This is a genomic window from Akkermansia muciniphila, from assembly GCF_018709685.1.
In the GTDB taxonomy this organism is placed as follows: domain Bacteria; phylum Verrucomicrobiota; class Verrucomicrobiia; order Verrucomicrobiales; family Akkermansiaceae; genus Akkermansia; species Akkermansia muciniphila_E.
Map to the genome: position 1 here is coordinate 1 of NZ_JABDHQ010000014.1, position 22,805 is coordinate 22,805.

At 59.1% G+C, this 22,805-nt stretch carries 19 protein-coding genes; 5 read left to right on the top strand and 14 right to left on the bottom strand.

Features of this window, described 5'->3' with window-relative positions:
- Nucleotides 1-201 precede the first annotated feature (201 nt).
- The 3 genes from HHJ06_RS09360 (at nucleotide 202) to HHJ06_RS09370 (ending at nucleotide 3,699) form a co-directional block, all read left to right on the top strand.
- Nucleotides 202-1,317 (top strand): glycosyltransferase, encoded by a 1,116-nt coding sequence (locus HHJ06_RS09360; RefSeq protein WP_215429071.1) that lies wholly within the window; start codon nucleotides 202-204, stop codon nucleotides 1,315-1,317.
- Between the two features lie 155 nt (nucleotides 1,318-1,472).
- A complete protein-coding gene (locus HHJ06_RS11990; protein WP_215429072.1) occupies nucleotides 1,473-2,957 on the top strand; it encodes an ABC transporter substrate-binding protein/permease in 1,485 nt (494 codons plus the stop codon).
- Complete coding sequence (locus tag HHJ06_RS09370; protein ID WP_286010601.1) at nucleotides 2,950-3,699, top strand: amino acid ABC transporter ATP-binding protein; 750 nt, start codon at nucleotides 2,950-2,952, stop codon at nucleotides 3,697-3,699. Before HHJ06_RS11990 ends, HHJ06_RS09370 begins: the two co-directional genes overlap by 8 nt.
- Nucleotides 3,700-3,706: 7 nt before the next feature.
- Here HHJ06_RS09370 and HHJ06_RS09375 read toward each other — a convergent pair whose 3' ends face one another.
- From HHJ06_RS09375 to HHJ06_RS09415, 9 genes are all read right to left on the bottom strand, one after another.
- The gene (locus HHJ06_RS09375) at nucleotides 3,707-4,549 is read right to left on the bottom strand and encodes a hypothetical protein (RefSeq protein WP_215429073.1); all 843 of its coding nucleotides are present in this window, start codon (nucleotides 4,547-4,549) and stop codon (nucleotides 3,707-3,709) included.
- 23 nt (nucleotides 4,550-4,572) lie between these two features.
- The gene (locus HHJ06_RS09380) at nucleotides 4,573-5,433 is read right to left on the bottom strand and encodes a hypothetical protein (protein ID WP_215429074.1); all 861 of its coding nucleotides are present in this window, start codon (nucleotides 5,431-5,433) and stop codon (nucleotides 4,573-4,575) included.
- A 106-nt stretch (nucleotides 5,434-5,539) separates the two neighbouring features.
- Nucleotides 5,540-6,430 (bottom strand): hypothetical protein, encoded by an 891-nt coding sequence (locus HHJ06_RS09385; RefSeq protein WP_215429075.1) that lies wholly within the window; start codon nucleotides 6,428-6,430, stop codon nucleotides 5,540-5,542.
- 16 nt (nucleotides 6,431-6,446) lie between these two features.
- A complete protein-coding gene (locus HHJ06_RS09390) occupies nucleotides 6,447-7,310 on the bottom strand; it encodes a hypothetical protein (RefSeq protein ID WP_215429076.1) in 864 nt (287 codons plus the stop codon).
- Nucleotides 7,311-7,410: 100 nt separating this feature from the next.
- Nucleotides 7,411-8,319, bottom strand: a complete 909-nt coding sequence (locus HHJ06_RS09395; RefSeq protein ID WP_215429077.1) for a hypothetical protein — start codon at nucleotides 8,317-8,319, stop codon at nucleotides 7,411-7,413.
- A complete protein-coding gene (locus HHJ06_RS09400; protein WP_215429078.1) occupies nucleotides 8,316-9,005 on the bottom strand; it encodes a hypothetical protein in 690 nt (229 codons plus the stop codon). Before HHJ06_RS09400 ends, HHJ06_RS09395 begins: the two co-directional genes overlap by 4 nt.
- 287 nt (nucleotides 9,006-9,292) lie before the next feature.
- Nucleotides 9,293-9,808 carry an adenylate kinase gene (locus tag HHJ06_RS09405; RefSeq protein WP_215429079.1) on the bottom strand — a complete coding sequence of 172 codons (516 nt, stop codon included), beginning with the start codon at nucleotides 9,806-9,808 and terminating at the stop codon, nucleotides 9,293-9,295.
- Nucleotides 9,809-9,841: 33 nt separating this feature from the next.
- The gene (locus HHJ06_RS09410) at nucleotides 9,842-10,381 is read right to left on the bottom strand and encodes a cysteine hydrolase family protein (protein WP_215429080.1); all 540 of its coding nucleotides are present in this window, start codon (nucleotides 10,379-10,381) and stop codon (nucleotides 9,842-9,844) included.
- 311 nt (nucleotides 10,382-10,692) lie between these two features.
- The gene (locus tag HHJ06_RS09415) at nucleotides 10,693-12,075 is read right to left on the bottom strand and encodes a tetratricopeptide repeat protein (protein WP_215429081.1); all 1,383 of its coding nucleotides are present in this window, start codon (nucleotides 12,073-12,075) and stop codon (nucleotides 10,693-10,695) included.
- Nucleotides 12,076-12,212: 137 nt separating this feature from the next.
- On the opposite strand from HHJ06_RS09415, the gene HHJ06_RS09420 reads away from it, so the two are divergent.
- Both HHJ06_RS09420 and HHJ06_RS09425 read left to right on the top strand, forming a co-directional pair.
- On the top strand, nucleotides 12,213-12,905 hold the full coding sequence (locus tag HHJ06_RS09420) for a pseudouridine synthase (protein ID WP_215429082.1): 693 nt from the start codon (nucleotides 12,213-12,215) through the stop codon (nucleotides 12,903-12,905).
- A gap of 15 nt (nucleotides 12,906-12,920) precedes the next feature.
- Nucleotides 12,921-13,724, top strand: a complete 804-nt coding sequence (locus HHJ06_RS09425) for an RluA family pseudouridine synthase (RefSeq protein WP_215429083.1) — start codon at nucleotides 12,921-12,923, stop codon at nucleotides 13,722-13,724.
- Here the strand turns inward: HHJ06_RS09425 and HHJ06_RS09430 are convergent.
- The 5 genes from HHJ06_RS09430 to HHJ06_RS09450 all read right to left on the bottom strand — a co-directional run bounded on the left by HHJ06_RS09430 (nucleotide 13,708) and on the right by HHJ06_RS09450 (nucleotide 22,760).
- Complete coding sequence (locus tag HHJ06_RS09430; RefSeq protein WP_215429084.1) at nucleotides 13,708-14,349, bottom strand: NAD(P)H-dependent oxidoreductase; 642 nt, start codon at nucleotides 14,347-14,349, stop codon at nucleotides 13,708-13,710. The genes HHJ06_RS09425 and HHJ06_RS09430 overlap by 17 nt on opposite strands.
- Before the next feature lie 735 nt (nucleotides 14,350-15,084).
- Complete coding sequence (locus HHJ06_RS09435) at nucleotides 15,085-17,466, bottom strand: hypothetical protein (RefSeq protein ID WP_215429085.1); 2,382 nt, start codon at nucleotides 17,464-17,466, stop codon at nucleotides 15,085-15,087.
- Nucleotides 17,467-17,552: 86 nt separating this feature from the next.
- Entirely contained in the window at nucleotides 17,553-19,457 is a 1,905-nt protein-coding gene (locus HHJ06_RS09440; protein WP_215429086.1) for an NPCBM/NEW2 domain-containing protein, read from the bottom strand.
- A gap of 18 nt (nucleotides 19,458-19,475) precedes the next feature.
- The gene (locus tag HHJ06_RS09445) at nucleotides 19,476-21,626 is read right to left on the bottom strand and encodes a hypothetical protein (RefSeq protein WP_215429087.1); all 2,151 of its coding nucleotides are present in this window, start codon (nucleotides 21,624-21,626) and stop codon (nucleotides 19,476-19,478) included.
- Between the two features lie 144 nt (nucleotides 21,627-21,770).
- Nucleotides 21,771-22,760, bottom strand: coding sequence for a malate dehydrogenase (locus HHJ06_RS09450; RefSeq protein ID WP_215429088.1), 990 nt, complete (start codon nucleotides 22,758-22,760; stop codon nucleotides 21,771-21,773).
- Nucleotides 22,761-22,805 lie beyond the last annotated feature (45 nt).

The window sequence follows — 22,805 nt, forward strand, 5'->3', positions numbered from 1 at the left end:
GTCTTATATTTTGTCCCTAAAAATCGTTTTTTTCTCTCATATATCATTACATATTGAATATAAAGAAAATAGCAAATGATGGTAATTATCCGGCAATGCAGAAAACAGCTTTTCAGCATTGTTTGACTCGCCCGGATGTCCTATCGTTCCCTCCGGCCCGGGCCATGTTCCTCACCTTCCTGCCAGACAGGCACCCTTTTCATGGCGGCGGAGCCTTTAACAACCACCAGGCCCATCGGCATCCCCATGCAGCCCCTCCTTCATCCCGCTCCGGAGACACCCCTCGTCAGCATCATCGTTCCCGTGTACAATCTGGAAACGTGCGTTTCCGCCTGTCTGGACAGCCTGCTGGCCCAGACCTGGCCATCGCTGGAAATCATTCCGGTCAATGACGGCTCCACGGACGGAACGGCGCGCATCCTGGCCGCCTACGCGGAACGGCGCCCCGGCGTCAGGGTCATCACCCAGGATAACGCGGGGGTGGACGCCGCCCGTTATGCCGGCATGGACGCGGCCACGGGGGAATACGTCATGTTTGTGGACGGGGACGACGCCATTTTTCCGGACAGCGTGGAGGCCATGGTTCAAATGGCCATCCGGGAACGGGCGGACATCGTCATTGGAGACTACGTGCGCCACCTGGACCGCTTCGGCCTTTTCCGCCGGAAGGACGGCCATATTCCGCACAGCCGGGTGGTGGAAAGGGAAGAATTCCTCTCCTCCTACTACTCCGGCTTCTTCGGCATGGACCGCCACGGCCTCTTCTATACGTACGGGAAAATGTGCATCAAGCTTTACAGGAGGGAATTCCTGCTGGACAACCGCCCCGCCCCCAGCGGACTGAGGTACGCGGAAGACCAGCTGTTCAACCTTCAGGTTTTTCCCGCCGCGGAACGGATAGCCGTGCTGGCAAGGGAGGTGTATATCTATAAATTCGGGGGAGTGACGGGCAACCTGTCCCTCTCCCTGTTTGACGACATGCTGCTCCTTCATTCCACCAAACTGTCCATGACGGACCGGGAAGACTGGAAGAAAAGCGAGCTGGGGGCCTTCCTGAACAACGTGCGCAGTTTTCTGGCTACTCTGGCGGTTTCCGGAAAGCTGACGGCCCGCAGCATGCCGGAGGCTCTTGAAAAACTGAACGGCAGCGCCATCTGGCGCCAGGCGCTGGAAGCCCACCCCTCCCTGAATGACCCGTTTTTCTCCGCCATGCGCCGGAATGACGCCGCGGCGGCCTACGGGGAGCTCAACCGCCATACCATCCTGAAAAAAATAGCCTACCGGCTGCGCAGGGCCATCCTGAAGCTGGTGCGCTGAATCCGTTTCCGCGCCGGGAACCTGCCCCGTGCCTTCGCCGCCCTTCCATGGAGGGAAGCGGCCCCCGGAAGAGACAATTTTTTATTGCGTTCCGGGCGGGTAAATCATATACCCCACCGGTTCAGCCGCTGCTGGTTCCCCCCCCTTTACACGCCATGCCTTTCCCTCCTTTCCTGAAATACCTTGGAGTCCTGCTGACGGGCTGGCTCCTCCTGTGCTCCGGCGCGGGAGCGGCGGAAAACGGTAAAATCCTGATGGTCACGGAAGCGACCTTCCCGCCCTATGAATTCTGGGAAGGGAACACCATCATGGGCATTGACCCGGAAATCATGCGGGAAGTGGCGCGGCGCACCGGCAGGGAGCTGGTCATTGAGGACATGAGCTTTGACTCCGTGATTACGGCGGTGGTTTCCGGAAAGGCGGACGTGGCGGCCTCCGGCATCACGGTCACTCCAGAACGCCGGGGAAAGGTGGACTTTTCCATCCCCTACATGGAAGCGGCGCAGGTCATCATTGTGCCCAAAGGCTCCCCCATCCGGAGCAGGGAGGACATCCGCGGCAAAAGAATAGGCGTGCAGCACGGAGCCACCGGAGACACCTACGTTACCCGGAACATCCAGCAGCCGGAACGCTTCCCCAACGGAGCGCTGGCCGTGGCGGCCGTAGCGGCCGGCAAGGTGGATGCGGCCGTGATTGACCAGGACCCGGCCAGCATGTATGCGGCCGGCAATGACCGGCTGGAAATCCTGCCCGACCCCCTCACCTCCGAGAGCTACGCCATTGCCGTGCGCAAAGGGAATCCGGAACTTCTCCGGGACATCAACAGCGCCATAGCGGACATGAAAGCCTCCGGCAGGCTGGAGGAGATACGGGCCAGGTACGCGGCCATGCAGGTGAAATCCTCCGCGGAGGCCGGAAAACACGCTGCAGGCGGAAACTGGCTGGAAAACGCTTGGCTGGACCTGAAAAGCTCCTTTGACGTCAATTTCATGCAGGAGGGGCGCTGGAAATACCTGGCCAACGGCTTCCTGGTCACGCTGGAAGTCTCCTTCTTCTCCGTCCTGCTGGGCATCCTGATGGGCTTTGTGGTGGCCGTCATCCGCGCCACGCATGACAAGACGGGCGGCCTGCGCTTCCTGAACGCCCTCTGCAAACTGTACCTGACGGTCATCCGCGGCACCCCGGTGGTGGTGCAGCTGCTGATCATCTACTTTGTGATCTTCGGCACGGTGGACGTCAGCAAGGTGCTGGTGGCCGTGGTGGCCTTCGGCTTCAACTCCGGGGCGTACGTGGCGGAGATCATCCGGGGCGGCATCATGTCCATTGACAAGGGGCAGTTTGAAGCCGGGCGCAGCCTGGGCCTGGGATACTCCCAGACCATGGTTTTCATCATCCTGCCCCAGGCCTTCAAGAACGTGCTTCCCGCGCTGGGGAACGAGTTCATTGTGCTGCTGAAGGAAACCAGCGTCTCCGGCTACATTGCCCTTCAGGACCTGACCAAGGGCGGGGACATTATCCGCAGCCAGACTTACACCGCCTTCATGCCCCTGACGGCGGTAGCCCTGATTTACCTCTCCGTGGTCATGCTGTTCAGCTGGCTGCTCGGCAAACTGGAAAGGAGACTGAAAAACAATGAATGAACAGCCCGGGAACGCGCCCATGTTCCAGATCAGCCATCTGGTGAAGGAATTCAATGCCGTGCATGCGGTGAATGACGTCACCACGCAGATTCACCAGGGGGAAGTGGTCTTCATCGTGGGCCCCTCCGGCTCCGGAAAAAGCACCTTCCTGCGCTGCCTGAACCTGCTGGAGGAGCCTACCTCCGGGGAAATCCGCTTCAAGGGGGAACTGATTACCGCACCCCATGCGGACGTCAACAAATTCCGCCAGCACGTGGGCATGGTTTTCCAGCACTTCAACCTGTTTCCGCATCTGACCATTCTGGAAAACATTACCATAGCCCCCGTTAAAACGGGCCGCTCCACCAGGAAGGAAGCCGTGGAACAGGCGGAAGCCCTGCTCCGGCGCATCGGCCTGTACGACAAGCGGAACTCCTATCCCCTCCAGCTTTCCGGGGGGCAGAAGCAGCGCATCGCCATCGTGCGCGCGCTGGTCATGAATCCGGACGTGATCCTGTTTGACGAGCCCACATCCGCCCTGGATCCGGAAATGGTGGGGGAAGTTCTTTCCCTGATGAAGGACCTGGCGCAGGGCGGGCTGACCATGGTGGTGGTCACCCATGAAATAGGCTTCGCGCGCGAGGTGGCTTCCCGCATCCTGTTCATGGACCAGGGAAAAATCGTGGAGGAGGGGCCTCCGGCCCGGCTCATTGACCATCCCTCCAATCCCAGGCTGAAGGAATTCTTCTCCAAGGTGCTCTGATGCCCTTTTACTCCCGTACTGTTCCGTCCAGCCCCATCTTCATGTCCACCGGGAGGGGGACCGTCCCCAGGTCTTCCTTGCGGTATAGCCTGATTTTCAGCTTGCCCAGGTCCGTCCCGGCATCCACCGTCATGGACTGCCCGGTTCCGGAACGGCCGGAATCGCGGGAGACGATACCGCTGACGAAGTCCGCCTTCAATGGTTTTCCATCCCCGTCCATCAGCTCCCAGGAAGTAATCCGGTAACCCTTGTCATTCCAGAGCATGGCTTCCAGCAGCCATTTCTCCCCCATGCGGCGGGAAACCTTCACGGACAGTTCCTCCGTTCCCGCATCTCCCGCCACCGCCAGGTCTCCGGCGCATTCCTGCGGTTCTTCCTCCGGTCCGGCAAGAGTCACAGGGAATGAAACTGCCCCTTCACTGAGGGAAAAATCATAAACCGGGCTGGGCACCTCACGCGTTACGGGGAGGCGGAAGGTGCCATGCAGCCGAATCCATTCAGCCTCCGGAGAAGGAAGCTCCGGGCATTCCCCCTTGAGCATGGTTACTCTTATCTTCCCCCTTTTCCTGGTGTGCAAATTCCACACGTCAAAGGTTACAGCGCCCAGTTTCCTTCCCGTGGAGTCCTCCGCCTCCAGGCTCTGCCCGCCCGCCTGGCCATTCCCGTTCAGATCAAACGGCTCAGCCACCCCAAAGTTCAGCGCAAAAGACAATTTAACGGCCCGGGGCGCCTGCTCCTCCGCCTCCCCGGCTTCCCCGCAGCTGATTTCCATGCTCCTGAGCCCTGTTTCCACAGGAATCTTTGGGGCGCCGCCGTCACCGGCCAGGGCGCCGAGGGCGCAACACATCATCCAGCAGGCTAATCCAGCAGTTTTCATTTTTTCCCCTCCTTTTTCTCCCCACCCTTCCGGACGGGTTCCACGATGCCGCCCATGCCCGCCTTGAAGGACACGGGCACCATCACCTCCTGCAAGCCGGAGGCATATTTTACGGCCATCTTGAACCGGTCCTTGCTCTCCGTGCCCATCCAAATGTTCTGCAGCCAGTAATACTGCCCGTAACTGCCATGGAATGCCTCGTAGGATTTGGAAACGTCATCCGGACGGCCGTCCTCCGTAAAAAATTCCAGCTCCTTGATTCCGCAGGGTACGGGGGTCTTCACCCGGATAACGGCCGCAACTCCCTCCCTGCCCTTCCAGCGGTTCGGGCGGCACCATTCCACCGTGACGGAAGCACGCACGTCGCTCTCCTTCCCCAGGGCGGCGCCTTTCAATACGATGGACGTTTTTTCTCCATCTTTCAGGGAGAGCGTTACTTTTTCCGACAGTTTTTCCGTACAGGACACGGCTACAGGGATGCGGCCCCGCACGGACATCCACACGGAACGGGGGGCCGGCCTCCATTTCTCCCCCCGGATATGGAGGTTTGCCCGGAAAGCGGCAGACTTGTCACGGTTCTCCGCCGTGCAGAAAGACAGCAGAGGATTCGGCATGCGGGTGCCGCGGGAATCCGCCACTTCCGGCTTTTCCCCGTCCTGGCGCACATACGCCACCCGCCAGGGAGGGTTACACTGAAGCCTTAGATTCCACTGGACGCAGAGCCCGGGAGAAAACCCGGACTCGCCCAACTCCCCATACTGGAACTGAAGACTGTCAAACCGCGCCTGCACCCGGGGGCGGGAAAGGATTTCCGCGTGCAGCACTCCCGTCATGCAGGCTGCCGGCAGCAGCATCATTAATAAACGCAACATCGCAAAAAGGCAGAGGTTGATTCAATATAAGCCGCTTAACCGCCAATACAATCAAATAGAACAACAAACAGGCGCAGGAGCGGAATCCCCATTACTTTTTCTTGTCCCTGATCTCTCCCCTCATCCCCAGCCTGACGTCCACAGGCACGGCGACGGGTTCCAGCGGAACGTTGTAAATCATCCGGAACCGGAGCTTTTGGAGATTCTCCGGAGCTTCAAACTGAAAACGTTTTGTCCATGACCTGGAATTGGAACTCATGCTGGAGCTTCCCCCCCTCTCATCGGTCTCCAGAACTTCATCCTTCTCATTGAGAATTTCAAATTGGTCCAGGTCAAAAGAGCTTTCCACCGCCAGCCCCAGCTCCACTTCCACCATCTTCTTCCCGCCCCTCTCAAACGAACGGCATGCCTCAATGAAAAACCTTCCTGTGGGCACGCTTTCAGGGATGACGATGTCTCCCCCCGCTTCTTGCTCCCGGTCATCATTACCCGGCAGCGGGGAATGCATTTCAACCCCTTGTTGCAGAGGCAGCTCATGAACCGTACTCTTCATGGAACGGGAGACGGGCACGCGGAAGACGCCCTTCAGCCGGACCCAGGAGGCGGAGGGAGAAGGAAATTCTCCCGCGACTCCATTGACGGATGTCTTCACCACCCCCTTTTCACTCCGGGGATACATACTGCTCATCTCAAACTCCACCGGAGCCAGTTTCCTGCCTGTGGAATCCGTCGCCTCCAGATACTGGAGGCGGTCATTATACTGGCTTAAAAAGCCCAATGGCTCCCTGACGCTGAAGTTCACGGTGAATTTCAGCTTCAGCCCGGATTCCTGCGGCTGGCCATTGATCCACACTTTGTCTCTTTCCACCCCGACGGAAGTAAAAACAGCCTCCACCGGATTTTTCCCTTCCGGCTTTCCTCCGCCCCAGGCGGCCACTCCTGAAACCATGGCGGCGCACAGCAGCGCCCGGGTACACATCATGTTCCAACTCTCCATGCTAGTCCTCCCTGTTCCGGTTATCCGGTTGTTCCACTTCTCCAAACATCCCGCACCGGACATGGACGGGAACCGTGATTTTTTTTAATCCGGACGCATATTTAACGGAGACCTTCAGTTCTTCCATCTTATCCTCCTGCATCCGGAAATACCGTTCCCATTCATAATGCTTAAGGAAACTTCCGTAGCTGGAACCGTAATTCTCCGCCAGCAGCGGAGCGCCATCCATCGAGTATAGTTCAAAGTCCAGAAAGCCGAGCGGTGCAGAAGAAGTCATGCTTATCCTTAGCGTACGGGCTTCCCCTCCGGCTTCACCCTCCTCATAATAGCCTTTCAATTCCACCTTCACGTCCTTTCCGTCCACTCCGGCATTCCTGAGAACCAGCGGAACGGAAAAATCCTTTACCGCCACCTTGAGCGCAACACTTTCCGAGACGGCGGAATCACTGGACATGATGAAGGGAATCTCCCCCCTGGCTTCCACCCATCCGGCGCCTTCCGCAGGGAGCCAGGAATCCGTTTGCAGGGAAACCGTTCCGGCCCTGCGGGCCTGTTCCGATGAATGGGATGCGCTGTAGCTGAAACGGCGGATGGCGCAGGAACTTCCTTCCGAATCCGCCAGAGTCAGCCTGGCGCCGGACTCTTCACCATCAACCACTTTCCATGAAGGAGACGTTTCCGCTATCTTCAATTTCATGGAAAACGACCAGGACGGAGTTAAAGACGGCCGCTCGTTCCGCAGATTCGTTTCCCATCCGTCCAGGGAAACGGAGACGGCAGGTTCTTCAGGACTTTCCTTTCCGGCGGCGCCGGAAAAAGCCGCCAGGCAGAGAAGAGCCAGGGTAGTCAGGCAATAATGACACATAGGCAGGGGGTTGGGACTTTCCCACCATAGCAGGTTTCCCGGACAGGACAAGTTGAAAACGGCCCGCCATCAAAGAACCGTCCCCAATTCCAACAAAACGCTACGTGGCTTTCTTTTCCGCTTCCGCCCGTATTTCCCCTCCCACTCCAAACCTGGCGTCCACGGGAACGGTAACATACTCCGGTGCTGTCTTGTAAATCAGCCGGACTCTGCATTTGCCCTGATCCATCTTTTCCGGGGGAGAAAACGTAAAATCAGCGTACCAGCATTGTGACTGTTCATCAATGTCGGACCTGTTGGGACTCGTGTACTCCATCACCTCCCCCTTCCCGTCGAGAAGCTCTATTTTTTCCAGCCTAAACCGATGATTGGCGTCCAGGCAAATGCGCAGGGCGAGATGCTTTTCTCCATCGCCCCTCTTCCACTCACACTTCCCCACATAAAGCTCTCCCATGGGCAGCTCATTTGACTTTACCACATCATCCGCATTCCTGGCATAACCCTCCTCACTGCCCGGCAGCGGAATAAGGGAAGAAGCCTCCGCCTTTAAGGGGAGTTCATAGACGGGACTTTCCAGCATGCGCACCACCGGAACCCTCAGGCGCCCCTTCATCCGGACCTGCGTACAGCCGGCAGGCGGCAGGCAGACAGCCGCGCCCTGAATTTCCGCATAACTCACCCCTTTCTCCTCCCGTCCGTTCAGCCAGCCCGTATGAAACTCCACAGGAGACAACTCCCTGCCGTCCATATCCCACATCTTCACGGATTGCCTTTCCGCAACGGAGCGGGTTTCAAAGTCCCAGGGTTCAGGAATAAAAAGCACCGCCTGGCACTTCCACTGCAAATCTCCTGTTCTTTCCCCATTTTCCGAACTCCGCTCCAGGCCCGCCTTCGTAAAGGCTATTTCCACCTTTTTCTCCTCCTTTTCACTGCCGGCGCCCCGGCATGGCTGCCAAGCCGCCAGGCAGGCGCAGATGCCGCACCATAAATAACGCATCGCATTCATCATTCTTGTCCACCTGAAGTTTCTCCGGCCATTCCGGACAGGCCTATTTTCATATCCACAGGTACATCCACCTGCTCCAGCCCGGTCATATAATTCACAAAAACCTGTATTTCCCCCTGTTCACCGGGGTCCAGCCCGTAATTCCACTCCCACTCCCATGAAGAGCGGCCGCCGGAACCGGGAGATTGGCTGCTGCACCAGTTCCTTCCTATAACGGGAGTGCCGTCCGGTTTCATAAGCGTCACGCCTTTCACGCCAAGGAGGCGTGGAGAGCTCAGTTTCACACTCATGTAGATCTCCCCGGAACTCTTGTTAAGGGACCATTCCAGGGTCACGGCAGTCTTAACATCCCCCGTCCGGCCGTCATCCATCAACCCGCCGCCTTTCAGAACAAGAGGCCTTTCCTCCTTTTTCTCCTTCATGGAGAAAAGCGCCCCTTCAGACAGCATTTCTTTTTCCCCGGTGACAAGAGAAACATTTCCTTTCACGCTCACCCAGCGGGCGTCCGGGGAGGGGAGCCAATGCTCCATTTCCATCGCCAGTTCCGGATCACTGGAACTCAGAGAATCCCGGTAATCGGACGGGGCGCCGGACGCGCCGGAGGAATCACCTATCTTCAGATGAACGCCCTCCTTCCGGCAGCCTATGATTTTACCGGGGGCAGGAACGGAAAAGCCCAAAACCACCATGAATTTTTTCCGCGTTTTTTTGTTCCCCGGCTCCCATGGGGTTTCACTTGCAGCCGACAAAAGAGACGCGGAAACCATCTTTTCCGGCGGAACTTCATCACTCCGCGCGGGAACGTTTGCCGACAGGCAAACCGCGGAGAAGACGGGAATAAGTTTCATCAGGGCAGTTTTCACAACACTTCACGCTAGCATTTCTTTTTCAAGGAGCAAGGGCAAAATGAAGACGGCAGGAATTCACCGCCGTTTCATACCTCCGGCAACAGCGGAACCGTGATCTCCGCCATCTTTTACAGCGCAATATCCACGCGATAGGCCCCGTCGATCAGCACATAATCACACCCGTGCCGCCTGCACTGTTCCAGGTTATCCCGGTTTTCCCGCAGCAGCTTTTCCCGTGTGCAGGAAGCGTCTTCCAGCCGCCGCTCCATCACGTTTGCGTGGTTCATGATGTCATGGTAATGCCGGCGAATATAGTCCTCTGAAAAAATCAGGCACACATACCGAATCTGCTTCAGGCTGGCGGAGTCAAAATCCTTTTTCCAGTCAAACGGGATGTAGCAGCCTTCCACCACCAGATTCTGCCTGTTCTCGACCGCAGTTTTTACGATTTCCCGGATGATGTTCCAGAGGAAGGGCGTCAGCTCTTCATCGGAACTTTCAGGCGCGAGGGAGCACATTCCGCTGCGTATCAGCCCCATTTTTAAATGGTCAATGGACAAATAGGGACAGGAGTACTTTTCCAGCACCCGCTGCGCCGCAAGCGTTTTTCCCGTATGCGAACCGCCGCCAATCAGTAAAACCATCGGAAATCCCTCCATGACGGGCGTCCGGGACGCCTAAAATTCCAGTTGCTCCGCAAGCTTGACCTCGGCAAACATGCCGTTCAATCCGGCCATATAGGCATCATGCACGACGTTCGCCGGGATGGAATTCCCCATGATCTCCAGGTCCCTGGCGGCACAGGCGTCATAAAGCAGCGTCACCGGAATGCCGTAATCCTTCGCGGCGCGCACCGTGGTATCAATGCACATATGGGTCATCATTCCGCAAACCACCAGTTCATCCACTCCCGCCGCCTGTAAAAGCTCCTGAAGATTCGTCTGGAAAAAGCTGTTGGGGGCGTGCTTGACCACAACCGCCTCCCCTTCCATGGGGGCAATATCCGGATGGATTTCAGAGCCGAAGGTGCCCGGAAGGAAAAAGGCGGCTCCAGGGCGGGTGTTGATATGCCGGACAAAGATAACCGGGCATTCCTTTTCCCGGAACCGGTTTAACACGGCCCTGACCCGTTCAAGGGCTTGAACGGAACCAGCCAGTTCACAACGCCCTCCGGGAAAGTAATCATTTTGAACGTCAATAATCAGTAATGCACGCATAAGTTTCTGCCTCCGCCATAATTTTTACCGCCGGGATTTTTCCAGTGTATTACTGAACCCCTCCGTTGTCAAATACGGGCGGGCGCGACCACACGCTCTCGGGCCGCCCCGTGCCCCGGCTGATGCCGGAAGGAAAAAACACCGCGCCACAGACTCATTTGACGCATTCCCGGCCTTCAGGGCAACGGCTTCAGGACTGTTTCCATTCAGAGGAGCATCCACAGGGTACCGGATATTGCCAGCAAGCCTCCGCCGTTTCCGGCGGAGGCTTGCTGGATGGCGCCCTTGCGGGCAAAGCATGCGGGAAGGCCCTACTTGTTGTAGGAGGATTCCACGCGCGCCGCTACGTCACGGTAGCCATATTCGGCGTCATAAATCTGCTGGAAGGCCGCCAGGGATTCCTCCTTCCGGCCCAGCTTTTCATCAAGCAGGCCGATCATGTAAAGGATTTCCTTCTTGGTGTCATTCATTTCAATCAGCTCCTTGTTGGCTTCCTCCAACTGGCGCAGGGCCATGTCATGCATGTTCTTGGCGTCATAGCACTTGCCAAGCAGCAGCATGGCGCGGATGCGGATATGGGGGTTGTTGCGCGCGCGCTGGAGCTCCGGAATGGCTTCCGTATAGCTGCCGCAGTCAAAGAGGGCCTGGCCGAGCTCGAAACGCGTCTGCGGGTCCGTGGGGTTGTTTTCCACGCGCTGGCGGTACAGGGCCACCTGCTGTTCAGCGGCGTCCTTGCTGAACTGGGCCAGCTGTTCCTGAAGTTCCTTGTTGTCAGGTTCCGCGGCGGCGCGCTTGCGGATTTCCTCCACCTGGGCCTTGCGGTAGCGCTCGTTCATTTCCGAAGCCTTGTTTTCCAGGGAAATGTCATTGTTGCTGAGGCTGAACGCATAGTTGTAGAAGGAATAGGCGTTTGCCCAGTCTTCCATTTGTTCATAGACGCCGGCGATGTCGCGCACGACGGCCAGATCCTGCTGGTTCTGCGCATAACGGGCGGAAAGGAGTCCCAGGCGTTCTTCCAGTTCAGCGCGGGTGAGGCCCTTCTTGTCGCTCTTGTCCAGGGCGTTCGTTTCCGCGGAGTTCTTCATCACGTCCTTGAAGCTCTTGGCTTCCTCCCACTTCTGCTGCTGCATCGTGGCGCGCGCCATGCAGTCCTTTTCACTCTTCACGGCCAGGCTGTCCGTGGGGTCCAGCTTCACGATGTCATGGTACACCTCGGCCGCTTCCGCCGGCATGTCACGGGAAACGTAATGGGAGGCCAGCATATGGAGCATTTTCTTGTTGCCGGGATGGCCCTGGCGGACGGTTTCCAGCGCAAAGGCGGCCAGGTCCGGGAAGTCCACGTCCATGGCGGCGGTGAACAGGGCCTCGTTCACGGGGATGCTGTACGGATCATTTTCCAGTTCGTCTTCCAGGGAGGAGAGCTGGGTGGCCGCATCCTTCTTGGAGGAGGTGAGCTTGCTGGTGCTCATTTTCATGCCGCTGAACAGGCCGGCCTTCTTGGCTGACGGATTCAGCTTGATTTCACAGGCGCGCAGCGCCTTGCGGCCTTCCAGAAAGCCGGGGAGCTGCTTCACCAGGGCCTTCAGCAGGCTGACGGCGTAAGGATAATTGTTCATGTCCACCGCCTGGCGGGCGCGCACCCAAAATTCGGCCTGCTGCGGGGTCAACTGATCTTCTTTAATCGTTTCAATCATGGAACTGTTTAAGCGTAAATGGTGAGCAACGGGGGCGTTCCAAACAGGAAGCCCCCGCATGTAATAGTTTAATGTTATCAGCAGGGGAGGCATACTTCAACCTTGTTTTTTGTTCCCGTTAGGAAAAAATACGCCGCATGAGACTGGATGCTCTTTTATCCCGCTACGGGTACTGTTCCAGGCGGGAAGCGCCGGGCTGGATCAAACGCCACTCCATCACCTTCAAGGGGGAACCATGCACTTCCCCCACGGACAAGGTGCAGCCGGACGGCATTCTGCTGGACGGGGAACCGGTGGAATTCCCGGACGGCCTGTACGCGGCCCTTTACAAGCCCCTGGGGTACACATGCAGCCATGACGGAGAGGAGGGGGACGTGATTTACGACCTGCTGCCCTTCCAGTGGCGGCACAGGAACCCCGCGGTTTCTTCCGTAGGGCGGCTGGATAAGGAGACGTCCGGCCTGCTTCTCATCACGGACGACGGGAAGTTCATCCACCGGATGACATCCCCCAAACACCACGTTCCCAAGGTTTATGAAGCCGTCACGGAGGAGGACATTCCGGCGGAGGCCGTGGAGCTGTTCGCCTCCGGCGCCTTCACGCTGGCCGGGGAGGACCGCCCCTGCGCCCCCGCCGCCCTGGAAATCCTGGAACCGCGCCGCGCCCGGCTGACGCTGACGGAAGGGAAGTACCACCAGGTGCGCCGCATGCTGGCCGCCGTGGGCGCTCCCGTGGCTTCCCTGTGCCGCATTTCCATCGGCTCCCTGCGCCTGGACGGGCTTAATCTGGAACCGGGGGAATGGACGCCCATCCGCCCGGACGCGCTGTAAGCCCCTGCCCGCGCCATGTGGATACCCATTTCCGACGCTCCGATCGCCTGCTTTCCGCACTTTGAGGTAGCGGCGGAGTCCGGGGACTGGATCGTGGCGGACAAGGGGGCCCCTCTCATCGTCCATCCCTCCAACGGGAAGAAGGAACCCAATCTGCTGGAAGGCGTGGAAGCCCTGCTCATCTATGAAACCACCAATGGAGCCGTGCTTTCCCTGATCAACAGGCTGGACCGGGAAACCAGCGGCCTGACGCTGATTGCCAAGAACAAGGCGGCGGCGCGCCAACTGGGCAGGGCCATGCAGCGGCGCCTGATGCACAAGGAATACCTGGCCATCGTCCGGGGACGGCCGGAATGGACGGAAACAGCCTGCGACGCCCCCATCCTGCGGCAGGGAGACGTGGCGGAAAGCCGCATCTGGGTCAAGCAAGCCGTGCACCCCGCCGGGAAGGAATGCTCCACCGTCTTCCGGGTGGAGCGGGCATGGAATACTTCCCACGGCCCGCTGGCGCTGGTCCGGTGCATTCCGGTAACGGGCCGCATGCACCAGATACGCGTGCATCTGGCGCACCTGGGCCACCCCATCCTGGGAGACAAGATTTACGGCCCTTCCGAGGAGTGCTACCTGAACTACATCCAGCACGGCTGGAGCCGGGAGCTGGAAGAAAAACTCATTCTGCCGCGCCATGCGCTACACGCCTGCCGGCTGGAGTTCCCCTTTGACGAACAAATGTTCACCGTGGAAGCGCCCCTGCCGGAAGACATGCGCAGGCTGCTTGAGGCCGGAACCCAGGAAGATTCCGTCAAACGACCGGAATGACCTCGTCCCGGTCAAAGCGGACCTTCGCCAGACGGGCGTACTTGTCCGCCTCTTCATCCCGGTAGCCCAGGGCCAGGGCGCAGAGCGCGTAATACGGGGAGTCTTCCAGCTTCAGAATGCGGTCATACGCCGCGGGGTCCATTCCTTCCAGAGCACAGGTATCCACCCGGAGATCAGCGGCGCAGCTCATCATGAAGCCCAGGGCGATGTATACCTGCCGTTCCAGCCAGGCTTTCAGCACTTCCGGGGACTTGGAGTCCACCAGTTCAAAAATGCGGGCGCGGTACTGGTCCAGGGATTCCATGGTGACGCCGCGCACTTCCACAATGCGCTCCAGATAACGCTGCACGTCTTCCGGCTTGAAGTCCCTGCGGGCGCAGAAAACCACTAAATGGGAGGCGTCCGTGACCTGGGACTGGTTCCAGGAAGCCTTGCGGAGCTCCGCACGCACGGCGGGATCCTGCACGTCAAGGAACTTCCACATCTGAAGCCCGAGGGAGGAGGGGCTTAAGTGAAGGGATTCCAGAAGGGCCTCCCAGTCATCCGCCGGAATGCGGCGGTCCGGGTTGAATATCTTGGTGGCGTACCGCCATTCCAGCGTCTTGATTAATTCCTGAGCGTTCATCTTTGTTATAAGGCTTATTGGTGCAGGGCTTCCTGCGGGTACCCGGCGCCGGACGACGCTCTCATGATGGCACCCACCATGGTTGGTCCCGTATCATTGCATCTTCCTTCTTTCCCCTCCGGAATGCAAGCCAAGGTTCTGGCACAACCGCGGCGGCTCCCCTCTCATGGAAAAACTCTTTTCCTGCCGATGAAGCAAAAGGAGCGCCCGCTCTTCCGCCCGGCCACGCAATTTCTCTGTGGCAACAGGACAGGCAACAGAAAATTTCCCTCCGCTGCGCTCCAGCAGGAATCCAGCTATAAGACCGGGAAACCGCGCTGCGGTCGGACGGAAAGAGAAGCTTGAAGCCCGCAGGGTGAGTGAATCTGAAAGAGGCACGAACCAAACCTTCGTTCCCGGTTGGAGGTTCCCGTTCAAACCATAGCGTATTGTCCTTCTACCGCGCCTTTTGATGGCCGTGCTGCTGGGGCAACGCCCTCGGAGCCCTTGTAAGCAAAGCCCCTCGCTTTGCTCCGGAAGAGATTTAAATGCGAAGGCCGGGAGGCCTCCGCTCCCAGCTGGCGGCTCCTTGCCAACCACGGTATATTTCCCTTCCACCGTGTTTCCTGATGGCCGCGCTGGCGGGAACAAGAGCTTGCAAAGCCTGTAATCCCGGAGAAATCCCCCCTGCCCCACTTAGGAAAACTTCACATGGCCTCCCCCGCGAAGTACAGGGGAAACACCCTCTTCCGGAAATCAGAGGAACTTGACCGGCATGTAGTCCCCGGTCTGCTGGATCGTGAAGCTGATGCCCAGGCCGAATTCACTTTTATTCCCGTTTTTGCGCACGAACGCGCCCACGCCCAGGTACCAGGAACCCATATTGTGGTACACGTTGTATTCCTGGATGTCCAGCTTGCCGTCCAACAGGGAGAAGCGCCACTTGCCGCTGAAGGCCCAGGCTTCCGAAAAGCGCTGAAGGAGGCGCAAATCCAGCTGGCTGCTGTCTTCCAGCAGGGAGTGCTGGTTCAGATAACGGTGCCCAACCACGATTTCCGTGGAACGCCACGGCATGAAGCGCAGGGAGTTGTTATATTCATGGCAGCCGGAAATCTTATCCTTCCCCAGGATGGGTGCCTGCATTTCCGACCGGTATTCCATCCACGGGACGGGATTCCAGCGCATGAAGGAAAAGAGGTTGGAAAAGTCCCGCTGGTTAACCGGGTCATACAGGTACGCATCCATGAACACGTCCCAGGAGAACCAGCGATGGGAGTTGGCGTCACGGCTGGTCATCAGCATATTGCGCAGGCCGTAGCGGAATACCAGGCCCGTGGGCAGGGAATCAATTTCCGTGTACCGGCCCAGGCTCAGGGACGGCGGGTTGGTGGTGGGGGTGTCCCCGTCTATCTGGGGGTAAAGCTCATTCAGGCGGTTGGTCTTCACGTATGCCAGCGTAAAGTGGGGCTGCACGATGTGGTTCATGCCGTTCAGCCCCATGGAATCACTGTACACGGAGGAATAACGGCGGGAAAATTTGAAATCCGCATCCGTGCCCGCATAAAAAATTCCCTGGTTGAGCGGCTTGTAGTCATCCACGCCGTAATACCCCGTGTACCCCCCGCCCAGCTTGGGCGTCACGTTCAGGAAGCCCATGATTTTCTGGGAAGCGGAAATCTCATGGTAGGAGTGGAACCGGCTGAAACTGTCCGTCATCAGCATGCGGGCCCAGTAATCATAAGAGGTGGTTCCGGGCTCCATATAGTCCAGCATGTCCCGGATTTCCGTCCTCATGAAGGGGGGGACGTACTGCTTGAGGAAAGCGAAGCTGGTGCGGCTTTCATACATGACGGGGGAACGGAAAACGGGGGACTTGATGCGTTCATAACTGAACTCCGTCCGCTGGTCCGCCATGTAAAAGTTGTTGGGAACGAAACGCTGCAGCAGGGAAAAATCATTGGTGTCATCCGTGCGGGAGAGAAGCACCGTGTTATCCGGAGAAGAGTTGCGCTGGTAGATTTCCGGATAGAAGTCACGGAGCATGTACTCGTCGCTCAGCATGTTGACGTTGGCCTTCAGCCGCCAGTCCGTGCGTCCGTTTACCCGGTGGGACCACATCTGCTGGAGCGCGAACCGCCAGCGGTCCGGATCCAGCCCTTCCCGGGATTCATCGTCCCCGGCGTTAATCTTCACCCCCTTGTCATGGGTCTTGTAAAAGGAGAGCCCCGTCATGTCCGGACAATCCTTTTCCAGCAGCACGTCGCGGATGTCCAGTCCGTAGGCAAAGCCGCGCCGGGTACGGTAATCCAGATGCAGGGTGCCCAGGTAGTCCGCAGAGGGCATGCCGTTGTCCGACCATTTTTTGCCCATCAGGAACCCGTATTCATTCAGAAGGTAAGGCCCCCAGATGGACCGCATGCCGGGCAACGGAAGGTAGCCCACTTCCGGATTCAGGGAATGGCTGAGGTAGGGAAAGTAAAAGAAGGGCACGCCCCCGTAATACAGGGTCAGGTTCTTGAAGGAAAACCTGTCTTCCGGATAAACGCGTATCCTGTCCGCGGAAATCCAGGTGAGGGGGTCGCTGACGTCCTCCGCCGTAACGGATGCGTCCAGGGCTTCCAGATAGGTATTGCCCGCGGCGTCCTTCCGGGATTCAAACTTCCCGCTGCGCAGGATCAGGCCTTCCATCTTCGCCTTGATGGCATCCGTGAGAAGCACCTCGTTCTTCCAGTCAAATTCCGCGGTATTGGCGCGGATCAGGCTGTTGGTCCGCGTTCTGCTGTCACTCTGGTAAATGGCCAGGTTGCCTTTCAGAAAGACCTTGTTCTGGTCCAGGTCCGCCTGGGCGTAATCCGCAAACACTTCCACTCCCGTATCCGCGACCATGTGCACGCGCGGGCCTTCAAAAATGACCTTCCTGGATTTCTCCACCCTGATGGGGCCGTCATTGGTGATGGAGATATTGGAAGGGATCTGCGGCATGAGCGTGCCGGAAAGCAGATTTCCCGCCATCTCCTCCCGCGGGGTTTCCTCCCCGGTCTTGGCGGGTGAGGGAGCGGGGGACTGCCCCGCGGGCGTTTCTGCAAACAGGGGAGCTCCGGCAATCAGAGCCGCCGCACCCCATAGCTTTGCATTCATCCCAATCATGGCTAGTCCACAGAACACTATGAGAAAGGACAAAAGACAAGCCTAATGTCACATTTCTCCGCCAGTGGAGCAGAAATTTACCGAGTCAGAACGCCGTTGGCGATGATGCCCCAGTCAGCGGCATTGCCGTCTCCGGCGTCATCCACGCGGATTTCCAGCTTCTTGCCGCCCTCCACAGCCACCTTCACGGGAATGGAGGAACCGTCCTTGAGCACGGGGGATTCAACAAGCTTTTTACCGTCCAGATACACGCCGAACCTGACGCTGCCGTGGGAGCCGAAGGGCAGCCCCACATCAGCGCGGAATTCCTTCCAGCGGCCATCCAGGTCATAGGAAAAGACGGCCGGGGCGTGCGCCAGGATGAAGTGGTCCGGCTTCCCGATCGTCCGGAAAAAGGGCACAGGCCCCAGATCAGACGGGAAGAGGGCGTCCCACAGGGGAACGGCCCAGCCCACCTGCGCCACGGAGGGCTTGCAGTCATTCAGGCTGACGCTGGCGGTCTCTGCCGGAATCTGGGCCGGGGTAGCCTCCAGGGAAGGGTCCTGACGCTCCAGGGCACGCTTCCAGATGGGGAGCCATTCCTTCACCTCCGGACGGGAGCCATGCTTGCGCTCCACCTCTGCGAGGGCTTTCCCGGCCTCATTCATGTTGCCGCGTATCCACAGGTTCTGCACGTCTCCGAAGTAAACGGCCTGGGCCAGGGACGGGGCCTTGGCGCCCTGCGCATCCATCCACACGGGCAGTGTAATCATGCTGCGGGTGCTGTCGCAATTCAGCACCGCCACCCGCATCTCAATAAAGCCGCCCTTATAGCCGGGCCGGCAGATGGTGAGGTCAAATTCTCCCTTTTCATTCAGGGAAGCCCCCACGGCATTGGAATCATAATCCGAACCGCCGGGAGGGTCCAGATGAACCACAATGCCGTAAGCGGGCCGCGTCAGGCGTACCCGGCCCTTCAGCCGCAGGCCGTCCTTGACGGGAATGGCCTCCAGCCGCTCATAGGACCCCGGAACGTACTTGCCGATCATGCGCCCGTAGGAGGCGTCAGCGGGAAGCTCCGTCTCCACCCCGTTGAACAGCGGCACGCTGGCCAGCTTCAGGGCGTCCGTAGGGGCCAGATAAGCGCCCTTCCCCTCGTTACGCAGTTCATTGCCGTACGAGGAATTGCCGTGCCCCATCAGGGAATCCCCCGCATCGGGGTAATCCCATCCGTTGCCCGTATGGGGAAGGCCGAAAGAGTGCCCCAGTTCGTGGGCCGTGCCGCCGATGTAAATGGTGGCGTTCTTTCCTTTGGTCACCTTGAAGCGGCCGCCCTGCATCATCTCCGTATCCAGGAAGCTGGCGGGGTCCAGCCCCTCCTGGTCACAGGTCCAGCCCGTTCCCTGGTGGCTGAAGCCGCCCCCGTAATAAGGCCCTACGCCGTCCGGAAGCTGGCAAACGATCAGCACGTGCTCCTTTTCCATGTCAATCCCCTTGGACGCCAGCACTTTCTTGGCGGCTTCACGGGAGACGGGGCCGGAGCTCTGCACGTTCATCTCGCTCATGGGCTTGTCCACATAGGCATCATGGATGACCAGCTTGCCCCGGTCATCCAGGTCAAGCTGGAACGTAAGCGGGGGAAAACCGTTGGCCTTCATCTGGTCCGCGTAATAAGCCTGGATGTTTTTCAGGATGTGGTCATACCGTTCCCGGTATCCGTCCAGCGCGGGTCTGTCCTTAAACGTTACGTAAACCACGTGCAATTTTCTGGAGGACCTGGGCTTGCCCTGATGGAAGGCTTCCAGCGCCTTCCACCCGGCGCGGGCCGTGGCGGCATCCCGGGGATTCACGGTCCAGCTCACGGGCAGTCGGGTAAAACCCGCCCCCTCCGCGGGAGCGGAGGCCGGAGGCTGTGAGGCGGCTGCCTCCTCCTTCTCCCGGGCAGGAGCGTTCCACACGCCGGCCCCCAGGGCCAGCAACAAGACAAAAAGGCGTTTTGACATAAGATCCATGAACCGATGTCAGGATATACGGGTAAAGCGCAGGTGTTTTATCACCATATCATTCACCAGGCGGTTCATATTCTTGGAAAAAGCGTCGTACACCACCTCCACGCGGCAGGGGCCCGGCGTCATCACCGCCTCCACCGCCGTGGAATAAATGAAATACTCCCAGTTGCCGGAGCGGGACGTATGGGGGAAAGCCAGCGTTCCGGCGCGCCGTCCGTTCAGGTACAGGCTGCGCAGGGCGCAGGTATTCCCGTCTGAAACGTCATACGTGCCGTTGGCAAAAAAGGCGTCCACCCGGTACACGCCGGGCCGGTCTATGTTCACGTTATAGCACAGGGCGTCCGGAGACTCCGTAACGCGGGAAAACCAGACCTCATCCCCGCTCAGCCCGCAGGGGCGCGTCTCCATGCGGGAATCCGCGGAAGGATAATCATTGGGTTCATTAAGGTAGGACTCCCTGCCGTCCAGCGCAACCGCCATCACCTGGAAATACACGTCCCCCCGGCTGGGAGAAGGCATGTAATGGCAATGCTCCGTCTGGGACACCGGAATGCCGTTCCGGTAAACGCGGTAGTAATCCGCGCCGTTCACGGCCTCCCATGCGATGCCGTGGCGGCTGGCCTTCCATTCCGGAGCCGCCAGGCTGCCGCCCATGTGGGCCAGGTTCACCTGCCCCGCCCTTTCCTCTCCCGGAACCAGTTCCAGCTCCACCAGCACACGGCCCTTCATGTCTGCGGAAAGCACCGGGCGCCCCTCCTGCCCGTTCACCAGGCAGCGCGCTATCCGGCGCCCGCGGCCCTTCAGGCGCACGTCTACCGTCATGCCGCGGTATTCCAGCCCGGACAACTCATGGACTCCCTCAAAGGACTCCGGAACGCAGGGACGGAATTCCAGGGAATTCGGCAGGAGGCGGATGCCGAACAGCCCCTTGTAAAAACCGCCCAGCATCCCGGCAATGCTCCAGAGCTGGCTGTCCGAACTGAGCAGCAGGCCTTCATCCAGCCCCGTTTCCAGAAGAATATTCTCCTTGTTGGTACCGCACAGCAGGGCGGCGCGCACCATGCAGGCGAACGCCAGGGCCAGGGCGGACTCATTCTCCACCGCGGCGGCGGCCTGCGCATAATACCCCTCCAGGAACGGCCACATGGCGCGGTTATGGTAGGGGGGCACGCCGTCCGGCATCTGGGGGTGGAAACAGGGAATGCCGTAAACGCAGTGGGGGAGGGCGGCCACCATGCCGGCGGCATGGGAACCGTGCGCCTGCCCCAGAAGCACGCAGAGCAAATTGCCCAGGGAGTCCACCTTTTCCGAAAGCACGGGATACCCGCGCCCATACAGGTACTGCCCGTACAGGGCATGCTCCGGAATCCGGAAAAACCGCTCAATCACGGCGGAGAGGGCCGCGCTTTTTTCCTCCCACTCCCGCGCCTTTTCTTCCTGCCCCAGCTCCCGGAACATGCGGGACAGCGTCCGCCGGGCCTCCGCATGGAGAACCATGGTGGAAAGGCTGCATGAATCCCCGATGTCCGCGGAAGTCATCCACGCGGGATAGCTCTGTTCCCGCCAGTCCAGGAAGGAAGACTCCCCCTTCACCAGCCCCCCTGTGGCCGCAAGCACCTCTTCATCCCGCAGGCATGTCTTTTCCAGCACGCGGCAGGAACGGGACAGCCAGCCGGCATCCCCCGTGAGGCAGTAAACCTCCCACGCGGCCATTCCCCACACCACGCGGTCTGAGGAAATGGGCCAGGAGCCGCCCGTTCCGGTGTCCTGCTCCACCTCCCCGTTCCGCACCCGTGCATTCAGGCTCTTCATGCAGGCATGAACGTTCCACAGGCCCAGCCCCAGGTGGGTGGCATAGGAAATATCCCGCGTCCACACGGTGGGCCAGTTGGCGCCTGTACGGAACGTCCCCTCCCCGTTGAGCAGGGAGGAGGCCTCATTCAGCGCCAGGCTGTAAGCCTTGTTAAGCACTTCAAAGCTTCCCCGGTAATGCGGGGCATTTCCGGCCTCCGGCAGGATGCGCCATTCTGAATAACGGCCGTTTTTCATCGTCTTCACCTGCCCGTCCGGCTGCACTTCCGCCCAGTGCGCGGCATCCTGGCGCACGGAATTCCCGGTCAGCGTGAACGCCTCCCCCCGGTATAATATACGGTCTTGATCCATAAATAAACGGACGCTGCGTCCATCCTCCTTCTTAACATGGCGGGAAACTTCTGTCCCGCAGAAAATGAGGCTTACGGAGGTTCCCGGGCACAAAAAAACCGGGCTTCCCGGAAAAGGGAAGCCCGGCGCAAGAGCAAATCAACTTTAATGCTTCAACAGAGAGGAAACGGCGTCACGTTCTTCCTTCAGTTCATTGACGGTGGCGTCAATCTTTTCCTGGGAGAACGCGTCGATCGGGAGGCCCTGCACGATTTCCCAGCCGCCGTCCTTGGTGGTGCGGACCGGGAAGGAGCAGATGAGGCCCTTTTCAATGCCATAGGAGCCATCGGAACAGACGGCCACGGAGTACCAGTCGCCTTCCGGGGTCTGGGTAGCCAGGCTGCGGACGGTGTCTACGGCGGCGGAGGCCGCGGAGGCGGCGGAGGAAGCGCCGCGGGCCTTGATGATGGCGGCGCCGCGCTGCTGCACGGTGGTGATGAAGTCACCCTTGAGCCATTCCGTATCCTTGATGACTTCCGTCACGGGCTTGCCGCCGATCTTGGCGTTGGTGAAGTCCGGATACTGGGTGGAGGAGTGGTTGCCCCAGATGGTCATGTTGGTCACTTCCGTTACATGGACGCCGGCCTTCTCGGCAAGCTGGCTCTTGGCGCGGTTTTCATCCAGGCGGGTCATGGCGAAGAAACGGTCGGCGGGAACGCCGGTGGCGTTGTGCATGGCGATCAGGGCATTCGTATTGCAGGGGTTGCCGACGACCAGCACGCGCACGTCCTTGGCGGCGCTGCGGGCGATGGCCTGCCCCTGGCCGATGAACACCTTGCCGTTGATGTCCAGCAGGTCCTTGCGTTCCATGCCTGCCTTGCGGGGAACGGAACCTACCAGGAGGCACCAGTCCGCGCCAGCGAAGGCTTCATCCGGATCGGAAGTGGGAACGATTTCATTGACCAGCGGGAACGCGGCATCACGCAGTTCCATTACCACCCCTTCCAGTGCATTCATGGCCGGGGGAATTTCCAGCAGGCGCAGGTTGATCGGCTGGTCCGGTCCCAGCATGCTGCCGGAAGCAATGCGGAACAGCAGGGAATAGGCGATTTGGCCGGCGGCTCCTGTAACGGTAACGGTGATAGGTGTTTTCATAACGTTCAAATTAAAAATAAACAGATCTTTTCTGTCTGGTCGTGG